Source organism: Streptomyces sp. NPDC056580, from assembly GCF_042793175.1.
Taxonomy (GTDB): domain Bacteria; phylum Actinomycetota; class Actinomycetes; order Streptomycetales; family Streptomycetaceae; genus Streptomyces.
Genome location: NZ_JBHTVE010000009.1, coordinates 190709 through 205761 on the forward strand (window position 1 = coordinate 190709; position 15053 = coordinate 205761).

General features: G+C 71.5%; 10 protein-coding genes. 8 read left to right on the forward strand and 2 right to left on the reverse strand.

Annotation, left to right across the window (positions count from 1 at the left end; translation table 11 throughout):
• Positions 1–135: 135 nt before the first annotated feature.
• From ACFQ9Z_RS21620 to serA, 5 genes are all read left to right on the forward strand, one after another.
• Positions 136–3159: a putative bifunctional diguanylate cyclase/phosphodiesterase gene (locus ACFQ9Z_RS21620; protein WP_383020622.1), complete on the forward strand. Its 3024-nt coding sequence runs from the start codon at positions 136–138 to the stop codon at positions 3157–3159.
• A gap of 243 nt (positions 3160–3402) precedes the next feature.
• Positions 3403–5250 carry an acetolactate synthase large subunit gene (locus ACFQ9Z_RS21625; protein WP_174266435.1) on the forward strand — a complete coding sequence of 616 codons (1848 nt, stop codon included), beginning with the start codon at positions 3403–3405 and terminating at the stop codon, positions 5248–5250.
• 28 nt (positions 5251–5278) lie between these two features.
• A complete protein-coding gene (ilvN, locus tag ACFQ9Z_RS21630) occupies positions 5279–5803 on the forward strand; it encodes an acetolactate synthase small subunit (RefSeq protein ID WP_004925060.1) in 525 nt (174 codons plus the stop codon).
• Positions 5804–5921: 118 nt separating this feature from the next.
• The gene (ilvC, locus tag ACFQ9Z_RS21635) at positions 5922–6920 is read left to right on the forward strand and encodes a ketol-acid reductoisomerase (protein ID WP_383020631.1); all 999 of its coding nucleotides are present in this window, start codon (positions 5922–5924) and stop codon (positions 6918–6920) included.
• A gap of 229 nt (positions 6921–7149) precedes the next feature.
• The gene (gene serA, locus ACFQ9Z_RS21640; RefSeq protein WP_143635859.1) at positions 7150–8739 is read left to right on the forward strand and encodes a phosphoglycerate dehydrogenase; all 1590 of its coding nucleotides are present in this window, start codon (positions 7150–7152) and stop codon (positions 8737–8739) included.
• 90 nt (positions 8740–8829) lie between these two features.
• Here the strand turns inward: serA and ACFQ9Z_RS21645 are convergent, their stop codons facing one another.
• Positions 8830–10377 (reverse strand): MFS transporter, encoded by a 1548-nt coding sequence (locus tag ACFQ9Z_RS21645; protein WP_383020634.1) that lies wholly within the window; start codon positions 10375–10377, stop codon positions 8830–8832.
• 98 nt (positions 10378–10475) lie between these two features.
• Between ACFQ9Z_RS21645 and ACFQ9Z_RS21650 the strand changes: the two genes are divergently transcribed.
• On the forward strand, positions 10476–11051 hold the full coding sequence (locus ACFQ9Z_RS21650; protein WP_383020637.1) for a TetR/AcrR family transcriptional regulator: 576 nt from the start codon (positions 10476–10478) through the stop codon (positions 11049–11051).
• 4 nt (positions 11052–11055) lie between these two features.
• On the opposite strand, the gene ACFQ9Z_RS21655 is transcribed toward ACFQ9Z_RS21650, so the two are convergent.
• Positions 11056–12273, reverse strand: coding sequence for a PucR family transcriptional regulator (locus tag ACFQ9Z_RS21655; protein ID WP_383020641.1), 1218 nt, complete (start codon positions 12271–12273; stop codon positions 11056–11058).
• A 165-nt stretch (positions 12274–12438) separates the two neighbouring features.
• Here ACFQ9Z_RS21655 and ACFQ9Z_RS21660 point away from each other — a divergent pair, with 165 nt between their 5' ends.
• Complete coding sequence (locus ACFQ9Z_RS21660; RefSeq protein WP_383020645.1) at positions 12439–13365, forward strand: proline dehydrogenase family protein; 927 nt, start codon at positions 12439–12441, stop codon at positions 13363–13365.
• Between the two features lie 39 nt (positions 13366–13404).
• Entirely contained in the window at positions 13405–15036 is a 1632-nt protein-coding gene (gene pruA, locus ACFQ9Z_RS21665) for an L-glutamate gamma-semialdehyde dehydrogenase (protein ID WP_383020649.1), read from the forward strand.
• Positions 15037–15053: the final 17 nt, after the last annotated feature.

A 15053-nucleotide genomic window follows, 5' to 3' on the forward strand; every position in this document is an offset into this window, starting at 1 on the left:
GCCCTGGCGCACGGCCGCGCGCAGACGCGGCCGTCACACGAGCCATCACTGCCACCGCAAACCGGCCGGCCGCAGGAGGCACACGGCGCACCGGGACACCGGGGAGCCGGGAGCGGCGCGCACCGGGAGGCCCCGGTGAACGCCCCGCCGGCCCTGACGGGCACCCTCGACGGCGCGCCGCTCACCCCCGCCGCGCCGCCGGCCCCGGCGCCCGCCCGGCCGCCGTCCGCCGCGCAGGGCTCGCGGCTGGTCCCCCAGCTCGTCCTGGCCATGGTCTGCGGGTCCTACGCGATCGGCTCCATGTTCGACTGGGGTTCGCGGGAAGTCGCCCTCTTCATGGGTGACTTCGGGCTGAGCGCCGCGGCCGGCGCCGCCGCCGTGTCCTGCTTCCGCTACGCCCGCGCGCCCCGGATCCGCTTCCGGCCCGCCTGGCTGCTCTTCGCGCTCTCCTCCGCGATGGCGTCCCTCGGCAACGCGGTCTGGGGGTGGTACGAGGTCGTCCTGGACCGGCCCGTGCCCAGCCCGAGCTACGCGGACCTGTTCTTCCTGTGCTTCGCCCCGCCCGCCATCGTGGGCCTGCTGGTGCTGGCCCAGCGGCCGGCGAACCGGGCCGGCTGGATCTGCCTCGCGCTGGACGCCTGGCTGATCGGCGGCTCGCTGCTCACCCTGTCCTGGAGCCTCGCGCTCGCCCAGGCCGCCCGGTTCGACGGGCCGAGCGTGGCGCACACCGCGCTGTCGCTGGCGTACCCGCTGCTGGACATCGTGCTGGTCAGCATGGTGCTCGCGCTGCACTTCCGCCGCTCCACGGGCAACCGCACGGCGATCAACACCGCGATCGGCGCGCTCGCGCTGACCGTGATGTGCGACGCGCTGTTCACCTCGCCGCTGCTGCACAGCAGTTACCACTCCGGGCAGTTGCTGGACGCGGGCTGGTTCGCCGGTTCGCTGCTGCTCGCCTACGCCCCCTGGGCCGCGCCCCGCCGCCTCGGGCCGCCGGACGCCGAACGGCACGCGTCCGACGGCCACTCGCGCGTCGTCCACGAACACCTGCCGGGACAGCGCGGCCCCGGCCAGCCGCACGCCGCCCCGCCCGCGCCGGACGGCGGCGAGCACCCGCGGTACCTGCCCGGCCGGCCGATCACCGGCTCCCTGGCCGCGCTCACGCCCTACCTGGCCGCCGCCGTGTGCACCCTGGGCATCCTCTACAACGTCCTCAACGGCCGCCGGCCGGACCACGTCGTCCTGGTCACCGCCGGGGCCGTCGTGCTGGCGCTGGTCATGCGGCAGGGCATCATGCTGCTGGACAACATCACCCTCACCCAGGAACTGGCGCAGAAGGAGAACCACTTCCGCTCCCTGGTGCAGGGCTCCAGCGACGTCATCATGATCGCCGCGCCCAACGGCATCCTGCGCTACGTCTCCCCGGCCGCCGCCGGGGTCTACGGACGGCCCGCCGAGGACCTGGTGGGCACCGAACTGGCCGCGCTCATCCACCCGGAGGACCTGGGCTGCGTCGTGCACGAGGTGCGCCGCTTCCTCGCCGCGAGCCCGCCCGACGAACCCACCACCCGCATCGAGTGCCGCTTCCGGTCGGGCGGGGGCGGCTGGCTCAACGTCGAGTCCACCGTCAACCGCCACCACGGGGGCCTGATCTTCAACAGCCGGGACGTGACCGAAAGAGTGCGGCTGCAGGCCCAGTTGCAGCACAACGCGGAGCACGACCCGCTCACCGACCTGCCCAACCGCGCGCTGTTCACCCGGCGCGTGCAGCAGGCCCTGTCCGGCCGCCGCGCCACCGACCGGGGCGCCGCCCTGCGGGGCACGGCGGTGCTCTTCATCGACCTGGACGGCTTCAAGGCCGTCAACGACACGATCGGGCACCAGGCCGGGGACGAACTGCTCATCCAGGCCGCCCGCAGACTCCAGGACGCGGTCCGGCAGGGGGACACCGCCTCCCGGCTGGGCGGCGACGAGTTCGCGGCCCTGATCGCCGGGGACGGCTCGCGCGACCGGGCCGCCCGGGAGCGGAACATCCTGGAGCTCGCCGACCGCCTCAGGGTCACTCTCTCCCAGCCCTACGCCATCGACGGCAACGATGTCCGGGTCAACGCCTCCATCGGCGTCGCCTTCGCCGAGCCGGGCCTCGGCGCGGGCGAGCTGCTGCGCAACGCCGACCTCGCGATGTACCGCGCGAAGTCGGCCGGAAAGGGCCGCGTCGAGCTGTACCGGCCGCAGATGCAGCAGGACGTCGTACGCAAGGCGGAGCTGGCCACCAGGCTGCGCGCCGCCCTGCACGACGGCGAGTTCACGCTGCTCCACCAGCCGGTGGTCAGCCTCGGCAACGGCCGGATCACGGCGGTCTCGGCGCTGGCGCGCTGGCGCTCCTCCCAGGGGGTGCTGTTCACCCCGGCCGAGTTCCTGCGCGTGGCCGAGGACGGTGACAAGACCGCCGAGCTGGACCGGTGGATCCTGCGGGAGGCGGTCGACCAGGCCGCGGAGCGGGCGGCCGCCGGGCAGGTCGTACCGGTCGCGGTGCGGCTGAGCGCCCGGCGGCTGCTGGACCGCTCGATGCCGCTGGGCACCCTGGAGGCGCTGCTGACCCGGCACGGGCTGCCGCCCGGCGCGCTGGTCCTGGAGCTCTCCGACACCGGCCACCGGGCCTCGCTGGAGGAGCTGGAGCGGCGGCTGACCGCGCTCAGCCGGCTGGGCGTGCGTATCGCGCTGGACGGCTTCGGCAGCGGCCACGCGGCCATCACGGCGCTCAGACGGCTGCCCGTGGACATCCTCAAGCTGGACCGCAGCCTGGTCGAGGGGGTCGTGGAGTCCGCGCAGCTGCAGAAGATCACCAGCGGGCTGCTCAGGATCGCCTGCGATCTCGGGCTCCAGTCCGTCGCCGAGGGCGTGGACCTGCCGGAGCAGGTGGCCGCACTGCGCGCGATGGGCTGCACCCACGGCCAGGGCAGCGCGTTCGCGGGCCCGCTGGACGAGTACCGGCTGCGCCGGGCGCTCGGCGCCGGCCACTACCCGGTGCCGCACGCGCCCGCGGAGCCGGCGTTCGCCGCCGGAGCGGCGGGGGTCTACGCCGGAGGGATGACCGCCGTCATCGGAGGTGGCGGCGGTCTTCGCTCACATAATGAGACGCCCGTCCCACCCACTTGACACGTGGTGCGTGCCGGGGGGAGGGTCAGTCCCATGCGCACCCGAATTCTCGTACTTGGACAGCGCGTCGGCTGAGCTGGGAACCACCGGAGGACGATCCGGAACACCCAGCGACCTCCCCGGCGCGCTCCCCTCGCTTGCCTTCCGGCACGAGGGGTTTTTTGTTGCACGAGCGCCGTTCGTGCAGCGCTACGACTCCGCCCAAACCTCGCATAAGACCTCAGCATCGAGAAGAGAATGCCGATGACCGAGCAGGCCACCGGGGCCCATCCGCAGCCGCGGCCCCGATCCGGAGGACAGCAGTCCGCCCCCGTCGAGCACGTCACGGGTGCGCAGTCCCTCATCCGCTCCCTCGAGGAGGTCGGCGCGGACACGGTATTCGGCATTCCCGGCGGTGCGATCCTGCCCGCCTACGACCCGCTGATGGACTCCACCCGGGTCCGGCACGTGCTGGTCCGGCACGAGCAGGGCGCCGGCCACGCGGCCACCGGCTACGCGCAGGCCACCGGCAAGGTCGGCGTCTGCATGGCGACCTCGGGCCCGGGCGCGACCAACCTGGTCACCCCGATCGCCGACGCGCACATGGACTCGGTGCCGCTCGTGGCGATCACCGGGCAGGTCGCGTCCAAGGCGATCGGCACGGACGCCTTCCAGGAGGCGGACATCGTCGGCATCACCATGCCGATCACCAAGCACAACTTCCTGGTCACCAAGGCCGAGGACATCCCGCGGACCATCGCGGAGGCCTTCCACATCGCCTCCACCGGCCGCCCCGGCCCGGTCCTGGTGGACATCGCCAAGGACGCCCTCCAGGCGCGGACCACCTTCTCCTGGCCCCCCGTCACGGACCTGCCCGGTTACCGACCGGTGACCAAGCCGCACGCCAAGCAGATCCGCGAGGCCGCCAAGCTGATCACCGCGGCCAAGCGCCCCGTCCTCTACGTCGGCGGCGGCGTGATCAAGGCGAAGGCCACCGCCGAGCTGAAGGTCCTCGCCGAACTCACCGGAGCGCCCGTCACCACCACCCTGATGGCGCTCGGCGCGTTCCCCGACAGCCACCCGCTGCACGTGGGGATGCCGGGCATGCACGGTGCGGTCACCGCCGTCACCGCGCTGCAGAAGGCCGACCTGATCGTCGCCCTCGGAGCCCGCTTCGACGACCGCGTCACCGGCAAGCTGGACAGCTTCGCCCCGTACGCCAAGATCGTCCACGCCGACATCGACCCCGCCGAGATCGGCAAGAACCGCGCCGCCGACGTGCCGATCGTCGGGGACGCCCGCGAGGTCATCGCCGACCTGGTCCAGGCCGTGCAGAAGGAGCACAGCGAGGGCCACGAGGGCGACTACACCGCCTGGTGGAGCGACCTGAGCCGCTGGCGCGAGACCTACCCGCTCGGTTACGACCAGCCCGCGGACGGCTCGCTGTCCCCGCAGGCGGTCATCGAGCGCATCGGGCGGCTCGCGCCGGAGGGCACGATCTTCGCGGCCGGTGTCGGCCAGCACCAGATGTGGTCCGCGCACTTCATCCAGTACGAGCAGCCCGCCACCTGGCTGAACTCCGGCGGCGCCGGGACGATGGGGTACGCCGTCCCGGCCGCGATGGGCGCCAAGGCCGGGCAGCCCGGGCGCACGGTCTGGGCGATCGACGGCGACGGCTGCTTCCAGATGACCAATCAGGAGCTGACCACCTGCGCCCTGAACAACATCCCGATCAAGGTCGCCGTCATCAACAACGGCGCCCTCGGGATGGTCCGCCAGTGGCAGACCCTGTTCTACAACCAGCGGTACTCCAACACCGTCCTGCACTCCGGTCCGGACGACGTCAACCCGGAGGCCAGGGGCACCCGGGTCCCCGACTTCGTGAAGCTGTCGGAGGCCATGGGCTGCTACGCGATCCGCTGCGAGCGTCCGGAGGACCTGGACAAGGTCATCGAGGAGGCGAACTCGGTCAACGACCGCCCGGTCGTCGTCGACTTCATCGTCCACGAGGACGCGATGGTGTGGCCGATGGTCGCCGCCGGCACCTCCAACGACGAGATCATGGCCGCCCGGGACGTCCGTCCCGACTTCGGCGACAGCGAAGACGACTGAGCCGGAAGAGCGAAGAGGAAGACCAGACATGTCCAAGCACACGCTCTCCGTCCTGGTGGAGAACACGCCCGGCATCCTCGCCCGGATCGCCGCCCTCTTCTCCCGCCGCGGCTTCAACATCGACTCGCTCGCCGTCGGTGTCACCGAGCACGCCGACATCTCCCGGATCACCATCGTGGTCAGCGTCGAGGAGTTCCCGCTGGAGCAGGTCACCAAGCAGCTCAACAAGCTCGTCAACGTGCTGAAGATCGTGGAGCTGGAGCCCGGCCAGGCCGTCCAGCGCGAACTCGTCCTGGTGAAGGTCCGCGCCGACAACGAGACCCGCTCGCAGATCGTGGAGATCGTCCAGCTCTTCCGCGCCAAGACGGTGGACGTCTCCCCGGAGGCGGTGACCATCGAGGCCACCGGATCGAGCGACAAGCTGTCCGCCATGCTCAAGATGCTCGAGCCGTTCGGCATCAAGGAGCTGGTCCAGTCCGGCACGATCGCGATCGGCCGCGGCGCCCGTTCGATCACGGACCGGTCGCTCCGCGCTCTGGACCGATCCGCGTAAGGCTGAGCACGGGCGGCCGGCGCGCACCGGCCGCCCGTATGCCGAGACCCCGAGACTTCCTTCCCCCTCACCGGCATACGGTGAGAGCACAAACTGCACACCAAGGAGAGAACCCAAAGTGGCCGAGCTGTTCTACGACGCTGACGCCGACCTGTCCATCATCCAGGGCCGCAAGGTCGCGGTCATCGGCTACGGCAGCCAGGGCCACGCCCACGCGCTGTCGCTGCGCGACTCCGGTGTCGACGTCCGCGTCGGTCTGCACGAGGGCTCCAAGTCCAAGGCCAAGGCCGAGGAGCAGGGCCTGCGCGTGGTGACCCCGGCCGAGGCCGCCGCCGAGGCGGACGTCATCATGATCCTCGTCCCGGACCCGATCCAGGGCCAGGTCTACGAGGAGTCCATCGCCCCGAACCTGAAGGACGGCGACGCGCTGTTCTTCGGCCACGGCTTCAACATCCGCTTCGGCTTCATCAAGCCCCCGGCCGGCGTGGACGTCTGCATGGTCGCCCCGAAGGGCCCGGGCCACCTGGTCCGCCGTCAGTACGAGGAGGGCCGCGGCGTTCCCTGCATCGCCGCCGTCGAGCAGGACGCCTCCGGCGACGCCTTCGCGCTGGCCCTGTCCTACGCCAAGGGCATCGGCGGCACCCGGGCCGGCGTCATCAAGACGACCTTCACCGAGGAGACCGAGACCGACCTGTTCGGCGAGCAGGCCGTCCTCTGCGGTGGCACGGCCGCGCTGGTGAAGGCGGGCTTCGAGACCCTGACCGAGGCCGGGTACCAGCCCGAGATCGCCTACTTCGAGTGCCTGCACGAGCTGAAGCTGATCGTGGACCTCATGTACGAGGGCGGCCTGGAGAAGATGCGCTGGTCCATCTCCGAGACCGCCGAGTGGGGCGACTACGTCACCGGTCCGCGCATCATCACCGACGCCACCAAGGCCGAGATGAAGAAGGTCCTCGCCGAGATCCAGGACGGCACCTTCGCCAGGAACTGGATGGACGAGTACCACGGCGGCCTGAAGAAGTACAACGAGTACAAGCAGCAGGACTCCGAGCACCTGCTGGAGACCACCGGCAAGCAGCTCCGCAAGCTGATGAGCTGGGTGAACGAGGAGGCGTAAGCCCCACGTCAGGGGGCCGGGGCACACTGCTCCGGCCCCCTTTGTCCACCCCGTCCAGCCACGGACGGGTGATCCTTCCGAAGAGGCGCAAGACGGCCTCCTGCACGCCACTAGACTGCTGGACAACATACGCGTCAGGCCCACAGCGTCGTGCGTCTTCCGCGGTAGCCCCCCTCCACCGCCAGCGGCCGTCGGGACGGCCGTCCGCATTGGACTTGTGAGGACTCACGTGAGCTCGAAACCCGTCGTACTCATCGCTGAAGAGCTGTCGCCCGCCACCGTCGACGCGCTTGGCCCGGACTTCGAGATCCGGCACTGCAACGGCGCGGACCGCGCCGAGCTGATCCCCGCCATCGCCGACGTCGACGCGATCCTGATCCGCTCCGCCACCAAGGTCGACGCGGAGGCCATCGCCGCCGCCAAGCAGCTCAAGGTCGTCGCACGAGCCGGCGTCGGCCTGGACAACGTCGACGTCTCCGCCTCCACCAAGGCCGGCGTGATGGTCGTCAACGCCCCGACCTCCAACATCGTGACCGCCGCCGAGCTGGCCTGCGGCCTGCTCCTCGCCACCGCCCGCAACATCCCGCAGGCCAACGCCGCGCTGAAGAACGGCGAGTGGAAGCGCAGCAAGTACACCGGTGTCGAGCTGGCCGAGAAGACCCTCGGCGTGGTGGGCCTGGGCCGCATCGGCGCCCTCGTCGCGCAGCGCATGTCCGCCTTCGGCATGAAGGTCGTCGCCTACGACCCCTACGTGCAGCCCGCGCGGGCCGCGCAGATGGGCGTCAAGGTGCTGTCCCTCGACGAGCTGCTCGAGGTCTCCGACTTCATCACCGTCCACCTGCCGAAGACGCCCGAGACCCTCGGCCTGATCGGCGACGAGGCGCTGCGCAAGGTCAAGCCCGGTGTGCGCATCGTCAACGCGGCCCGCGGCGGCATCGTCGACGAGGCGGCGCTGTACGCGGCGCTGAAGGAGGGCCGGGTGGCCGGCGCCGGCCTCGACGTGTACGCCAAGGAGCCCTGCACGGACTCCCCGCTGTTCGAGCTGGACCAGGTCGTCTGCACCCCGCACCTCGGCGCCTCCACGGACGAGGCCCAGGAGAAGGCGGGCATCGCCGTCGCCAGGTCGGTGCGCCTGGCGCTCGCCGGTGAGCTGGTGCCGGACGCGGTGAACGTCCAGGGCGGTGTCATCGCCGAGGACGTCAAGCCGGGCCTGCCGCTCGCCGAGCGCCTCGGCCGCATCTTCACCGCCCTCGCGGGCGAGGTCGCGGTCCGCCTCGACGTCGAGGTCTACGGCGAGATCACCCAGCACGACGTGAAGGTGCTCGAACTGTCCGCGCTGAAGGGCGTCTTCGAGGACGTCGTCGACGAGACGGTGTCGTACGTCAACGCCCCGCTGTTCGCGCAGGAGCGTGGCGTCGAGGTGCGCCTGACCACCAGCTCCGAGTCCGCCGAGCACCGCAACGTGGTGACCGTGCGCGGCACGCTGGCGGACGGCGAGGAGGTGTCGGTCTCCGGCACCCTGGCCGGCCCCAAGCACCTGCAGAAGATCGTCGCGGTCGGCGAGTACGACGTCGACCTCGCGCTCGCCGACCACATGGTCGTCCTGCGCTACGAGGACCGCCCGGGCGTCGTCGGCACCGTGGGCCGCATCCTCGGCGAGGCCGGCCTCAACATCGCCGGCATGCAGGTCGCCCGCGCGGCCGCGGGCGGCGAGGCGCTGGCCGTCCTGACCGTCGACGACACGGTGGCCGCCGGCGTGCTGGCCGAGGTCGCGGAGGAGATCGGCGCGACGTCCGCCCGCTCGGTGAACCTGGTCTGATCCGTACCGTGGACCGGAAAGCGCCGGACGGGTCGTGCGACCCGTCCGGCGCTTCCTCGTGCTCCGGCGACCTCGTGTGCCCCGGCGGTCTCAGACCGCGGTCTCCATCTCGGCCGTGTCCGCCGGCGTCCGCCGCGCGTCGATTCCACGCAGGGTCACCGCCGCCGCGACCGCGGCGAGTACGAGCACCGCTGCCCCCGTGACCGCCGCCCCGTGCATCCCGGTGGTGAACGCCTCCCGGGCCGCGGCCGCCAGGGCGTCACCCGTGCGCCCCGGCAGCCGGCCGGCGACCGCGAGCGCGCCGCCCAGGGTCTCGTGCGCCTCGGCCGGCGCCGAGGCCGGCATTCCGTGGCGGTACAGCGCGGTACCGATGGAGCCGAGGACCGCCATGCCCAGCGCGCCGCCGAACTCCTGGCCGGTCTCCAGCAGTGACGAGGCCGCGCCCGCCTGCTCCACCGGAGCGGTGCCCATCGCCAGGTCCGTCATCTGGGACATCACCATGACGATGCCGGACGCCAGCACGCCGCAGGCGGCGAGGACCAGCCAGAGCGAGTCCGTGCCGGTCAGGGCCAGCATTCCGTAACCCGCCGCCGCGACGGCGAAGCCGGCGGTGACCATGTAGGCGCGGTCCACGCCCCGCTGGACCAGGGCGGTCGAGGCCGGGGCCGCCATGCCGATCGGCACCGACGGCAGCAGCGCCCACAGGGCCGCCTCCATCGCGCTCTTGTCCAGCACCGACTGCAGGTACTGCGTGGTGAAGAAGGCCGAGCCCATCATGGCCAGCGAGGAGACGAGGTTCAGGACGACCGCGGGGGCGAAACCGCGGCCGCGGAAGAGGGCGGGGGAGATCATCGGGGAGGCGGCCGTGCGCTGGCGGTGGACGAACAGCGCCGCGAAGAGCAGGCCCACGGTGACCGGGACGACGTACCGCGGGTGCCAGCCCTCGGACGGGATCTCCTTGAGCCCGTAGACCACGGGGAGCACCGCGGCCATGGACAGCGGCACGCTCAGCAGGTCGAAGCGGCCGGGCGCCGGATTCCTGGACTCGGGCAGCAGCACCGGGCCGAGAAGCAGCAGCAGCGCCATCGCGGGCAGGTTGACCAGGAAGACCGAGCCCCACCAGAAGTACTGGACCAGGACGCCGCTGAGCACCGAACCGAGCGCGATGCCGCCGGTCATCACGCCGGACCAGATGCCGATCGCCTTCGCCCGCTCGGCGGGGTCGGTGAACATCGTGCGCACCAGCGCCATGGTCGACGGCATCAGGGTGGCGCCGCCGACGCCGAGGACCGCGCGGGCCGCGATCAGGGTCTCCGCGCTGTCGGCGTAGGCCGCCACCAGGGACGCGGCGCCGAAGGCGGCGGCGCCGCCCAGGAGCAGCCGGCGCCGGCCGATGCGGTCGCCCAGCGCGCCCATGGTCATCAGCAGCCCGGCCAGGACGAAGGCGTAGATGTCGAAGATCCAGAGCTGCTGGGTGCCGCTCGGCTCCAGGTCCGCGCTGATCGCCGGAACGGCGAAGTACAGGACGGAGACGTCCATCGAGACCAGCAGCAGCGGAAGCATCAGCACGCAGAGCGCGGTCCATTCGCGGCGCCCGGCACGGCCGCCGGGGGAGTCGTTGCGCGTCGGGTTCGTCATGACGGTGACTGTACGGGCGTCTTAAACGCTTGTCTAGAACGCTTGTATAAGTCATGCGTCTAGGACGGCTGTATGGATCCGGCGCTAGGCTGGTCCGCATGGGACACCGTGAGGATCTGCTGGAAGGCGCCAAGAGCTGCCTGCTGGAGAAGGGCTTCGCGCGCACCACGGCGCGCGACATCGTCAAGGCGTCGGGGACCAACCTCGCCTCGATCGGCTACCACTACGGCTCGAAGGACGCCCTGCTCGCGGAGGCCTACGTCGCCCTCGTGGAAGGCATGTCCGGCGCCTTCGACGGCCGGAACGCCGAGCCCGCCGGCGCGCCCGGATCGCTGGAGCGCTTCCGGTGGGTGTGGTCGGGCATCGTCGGCACCATGCGGGAGCCGGGCTCGCTGTGGCGGCTGAGCATGGAGGTCATGACCCTCGACATGCCGGAGCTGCGCGAACACCTGGCCGCCGCGCAGCGCGAGGGCGGCCGCGGCCTGGTCGCCGTGATGACGGACGCGCCCGAGGAGGAGGTGTCCGACGAGACGGCGGACACCCTCGGCCGGTTCTACCTGACCCTGATGACCGGGCTCATCGCCCAGTGGACCTTCGACCCGAAGACCGCCCCCGACGGGGAGGCGCTGACCGAGGGCCTGCGCCGGATCATCGAGGCCGCGGGCGGCGGCTGACCGCTCAGGTCAGCCGCGCCCGCTTCAGCGCCATGTGCAGCAGCAGCCGGTCCTCGCCGTCGTCCAGGTCGAGGCCGGTGAGCTGCTCGACGCGGGACAGGCGGTAGTACAGGGTCTGCCGGTGGACGCCCAGCTCGGCCGCCGTGCGGCCGGCCTGCCCGGCGCAGTCGAGGTAGACCTCCGCGGTGCGGGCCAGCTCCCGGTGGGCCGGTGCCAGCAGCGGGCCGACCGCGGGGTCGTGCGCGGTCTGCGGGGGCAGCGAGGTCAGCAGCCGGTACGGCCCGACGTGCCGCCACTCGGCGACCGGACCGAACCGCGGCTCGGCGAGCGCGGCGCGCGCGGCGGCGGACGCCTCCTGCCAGACCTCGCCGAGCTCGGCGAGCCCGATCCGGGGCTCACCGACCCCCGCGGCCGCCGTCTCCCGGGGCCGGCGGCCGCCGCGCGCCCCCGCCGGCTCCTTCAGCACCCGCGACGCCGCCGTCAGCGCCGGTGTCGTCACGTCCGCCGAGCGCAGCCGCACCAGCACCGCGAGGCTCTGCGCGGTGGCCCCCCAGGGGACCGTGCACAACGCCGTGGCGTGCGGGACCGTGCGGACGGACGGCGCGTCGTCCGGGTCGGGCGACGGCCAGGGGGCCACGCAGACCAGGGTGTGCGGACCGTCCGCGCGCGCCCCCAGGGCGGTGCGCAGCTCGGCCACCGCCATGTCCTGCTGCCAGCCGCGCTCCGCGGTCAGCACCGCCCGCAGCTCCCGGCCCAGCCCCGCGCCCGCCCGCTGCTCGTCAGCGAGCAGGGCGCCGATCCGGTCCGTCACCTGCATGGCCGCGCCCAGTTGCGTCTCCGTCGGGCCGGGGTCGTCGTCCAGCAGCCAGACGTAGCCGAGCACCACGCCCCGGTGGCGCACCGGCAGGCAGATGCGCCCGCGGTAGACGCCGGCCTCCGGGGTGGGCGGGATGCGCACCGGAGTGCTGGCACGGGTGATGCCGAAGCCCTCGAACCACTCCCGCACCGCCGCGGTGGAACGCCGCGTCAGGATCGAACGGGTGCGCACCGGGTCCAGGGCCGACGGATCCAGGTCGCCCTCGCTGTCGTAGGCGCCGAAGGCGATCAGCTCGAAGTCGCGGTTCTCCAGGGTCGCCGGGACGCCCAGCAGCTCCGAGATCTCGTCCACCAGCTCCTGGTAGTCAGCCTTGTAGTCCGACGTCACCCCCGTATTCTCCCGCATTCTCCCGCCCCCTTCATACATCTGTCTGAGAACGCGGCCGCGGATGCGTGACAGCTGTCGATGGCAGACGATCGGAGGAATCCCTAGGTTTCACGGTGGTTCTCCGTGCCGTACCCGAATCGTCGGGATCGGCCTGTCTTCGGTGCTTTGTAGTGGAGGTGCCCCGTGCTGGGTCCCGTGATTCTCGCCGCGTCCCGCAGCGACCGGATGCGACGCCTGATCTCGGCGGCCCCGGTGACAAAGCAGGTCGTGGACCGCTTCATCCCCGGCGAGACCGTGACCGACATCGTCCCGATCGTCAGGGACCTGACGGCCAGGGGCCTGGAGCTGACGATGGACGTCGTCGGCGAGGACATCACCACCCCCGAGCAGGCCTCCGCCGCCCGGGACGCCTACCTCGAGCTGATCGGCCGGCTCAAGGAGCTGGACCTGGGCGAGAAGGTCGAGATGTCCGTCAAGCTGTCCATGTTCGGCCAGGCGCTTCAGGGCGGGCACGAGCTGGCGCTGTCCAACGTCCGCCCGGTGGTCGAGGCCGCCGCCGCCATCGGCACCACCGTCACGCTCGACGCCGAGGACCACACCACCCTGGACTCGATGTTCGCCATCCACGAGGAGCTGCGGAAGGACTTCCCGCAGACCGGCTGCGTCATCCAGGCCTACCTCTTCCGCACCGAGGCCGACGCCCGCCGTCTCGCCGAGTCCGGCAGCCGCGTGCGCCTGGTGAAGGGCGCCTACAAGGAGCCCGCCGAAGTCGCGTACCAGCAGAAGCACGAGATCGACAAGGCGTACGTCCGTATCCTGAAGACGCTGATGGAGGGCGAGGGCTACCCGATGATCGGGTCCCACGACCCGCGTCTGATCTCCGTAGCCCAGGAGCTGGCCCACCGGGCCGGCCGCAAGCTGGACGAGTACGAGTTCCAGATGCTGTACGGCATCCGCGGCGACGAGCACCTGCGACTGGCCGCCGAGGGCCACCGCATGCGCGTCTACACCGCCTACGGCACCGACTGGTACGGCTACTTCATGCGCCGTCTCGCGGAGAAGCCGGCGAACCTGCGCTTCTTCCTGCGCAGCATGGTCAGCAAGGGCTGAGCCCGAACACCCGCTCACGCACAAGGAGTCAAGGAACCCATGGACGCTGTGACCCAGGTCCCCACCCCGGTCAACGAGCCGGTGCACGGCTACGCCCCCGGCTCGCCCGAGCGCTCCCGCCTGGAGGCCAAGCTCAAGGAGCTGGCCGAGAACCCGATCGAGCTGCCGATGACCATCGGCGGCGAGAAGCGCCTCGGCGGCGGTGAGCCCTTCCAGGTCGTCCAGCCGCACAACCACAAGGCCGTCATCGGCACCGGGCGGCACGCCACCCAGCAGGACGCACAGGACGCCGTCGACGCCGCCCTCGCCGCCGCCCCGGCCTGGCGTGCCATGTCCTTCGACGACCGCGCCGCGATCATCCTGCGCGCCGCCGAGCTGCTGTCCGGCCCCTGGCGCGAGACCATCGCCGCCTCCACCATGCTCGGCCAGTCCAAGACCGCCCAGCAGGCCGAGATCGACAGCCCCTGTGAGCTCGTCGACTTCTGGCGCTTCAACGTCCACTACGCCCGCCAGATCCTCGCCGAGCAGCCCCCGGCGAACTCCCCGGGCGTCTGGAACCGCATGGACCACCGCCCGCTGGAGGGCTTCGTCTACGCGATCACGCCCTTCAACTTCAGCGCCATCGCCGCGAACCTGTCCACCGCCCCCGCGCTCATGGGCAACGTCGTGGTGTGGAAGCCGTCCCCGACGCAGACCCACGCCGCCGTGCTGCTCATGCAGCTCCTGGAGGAGGCGGGCCTGCCCAAGGGCGTCATCAACCTCGTCACCGGCGACGGCATCGAGGTCTCCAAGGTCGCCCTGGAGCACCGGGACCTCGCGGGCATCCACTTCACCGGTTCGACCAAGACCTTCCAGTACCTGTGGAAGACGGTCGGCAACAACATCGAGAAGTACCGCTCCTACCCGCGTCTGGTCGGCGAGACCGGCGGCAAGGACTTCGTGGTCGCCCACCCGAGCGCCGACCGCGCGATCCTGAAGACCGCCCTGACCCGCGGCGCCTTCGAGTACCAGGGCCAGAAGTGCTCGGCCACCTCCCGCGCCTACATCCCGGCGTCCATCTGGAACTCCGGTTTCAAGGAGGAGTTCGCGGCCGAGGTCGACGGCCTGACCATGGGTGACGTCACCGACCTGTCGAACTTCATCGGCGCCGTCATCGACGAGCGCTCCTTCGCCAAGAACAAGGCCGCCATCGACCGCGCCAAGGCGGACGAGACCTGCACGATCGTCGCGGGCGGCACCTACGACGACTCGGTCGGCTACTTCGTCCGCCCGACCGTCGTCGAGTGCACCGACCCGGAGAACGAGGTCTTCACCACCGAGTACTTCGGCCCGTTCCTCGCCGTGTACGTCTACGAGGACGAGCGGTACGACGAGATGCTGACCCAGATGGAGTCGGTCTCCGACTACGCCCTCACCGGGTCGGTCATCGCCAACGACCGCGCCGCGGCGGCGTACACCATGGACAAGCTGCGCTTCGCCGCGGGCAACTTCTACATCAACGACAAGTCGACCGGCGCCGTGGTCGGCCAGCAGCCCTTCGGCGGCGGCCGCGCCTCCGGCACCAACGACAAGGCGGGCGCCCCGCAGAACCTGATGCGGTGGACCCTGACCCGTGCCATCAAGGAGACCCTGGTCCCGCCGACCGACTACTCCTACCCGCACATGGGCTGACCTTCGCCCGCCCCGTG

Excerpts from the sequence above, each read along its gene's own strand:
- ACFQ9Z_RS21625 (WP_174266435.1), top strand. The coding sequence starts at position 3,403 with ATGACCGAGCAGGCCACCGGGGCCCATCCGCAGCCGCGGCCCCGATCC.
- ilvN (WP_004925060.1), top strand. The coding sequence starts at position 5,279 with ATGTCCAAGCACACGCTCTCCGTCCTGGTGGAGAACACGCCCGGCATC.
- ACFQ9Z_RS21645 (WP_383020634.1), bottom strand. The coding sequence starts at position 10,377 with ATGACGAACCCGACGCGCAACGACTCCCCCGGCGGCCGTGCCGGGCGC.
- ACFQ9Z_RS21650 (WP_383020637.1), top strand. The coding sequence starts at position 10,476 with ATGGGACACCGTGAGGATCTGCTGGAAGGCGCCAAGAGCTGCCTGCTG.
- ACFQ9Z_RS21655 (WP_383020641.1), bottom strand. The coding sequence starts at position 12,273 with ATGCGGGAGAATACGGGGGTGACGTCGGACTACAAGGCTGACTACCAG.
- pruA (WP_383020649.1), top strand. The coding sequence starts at position 13,405 with ATGGACGCTGTGACCCAGGTCCCCACCCCGGTCAACGAGCCGGTGCAC.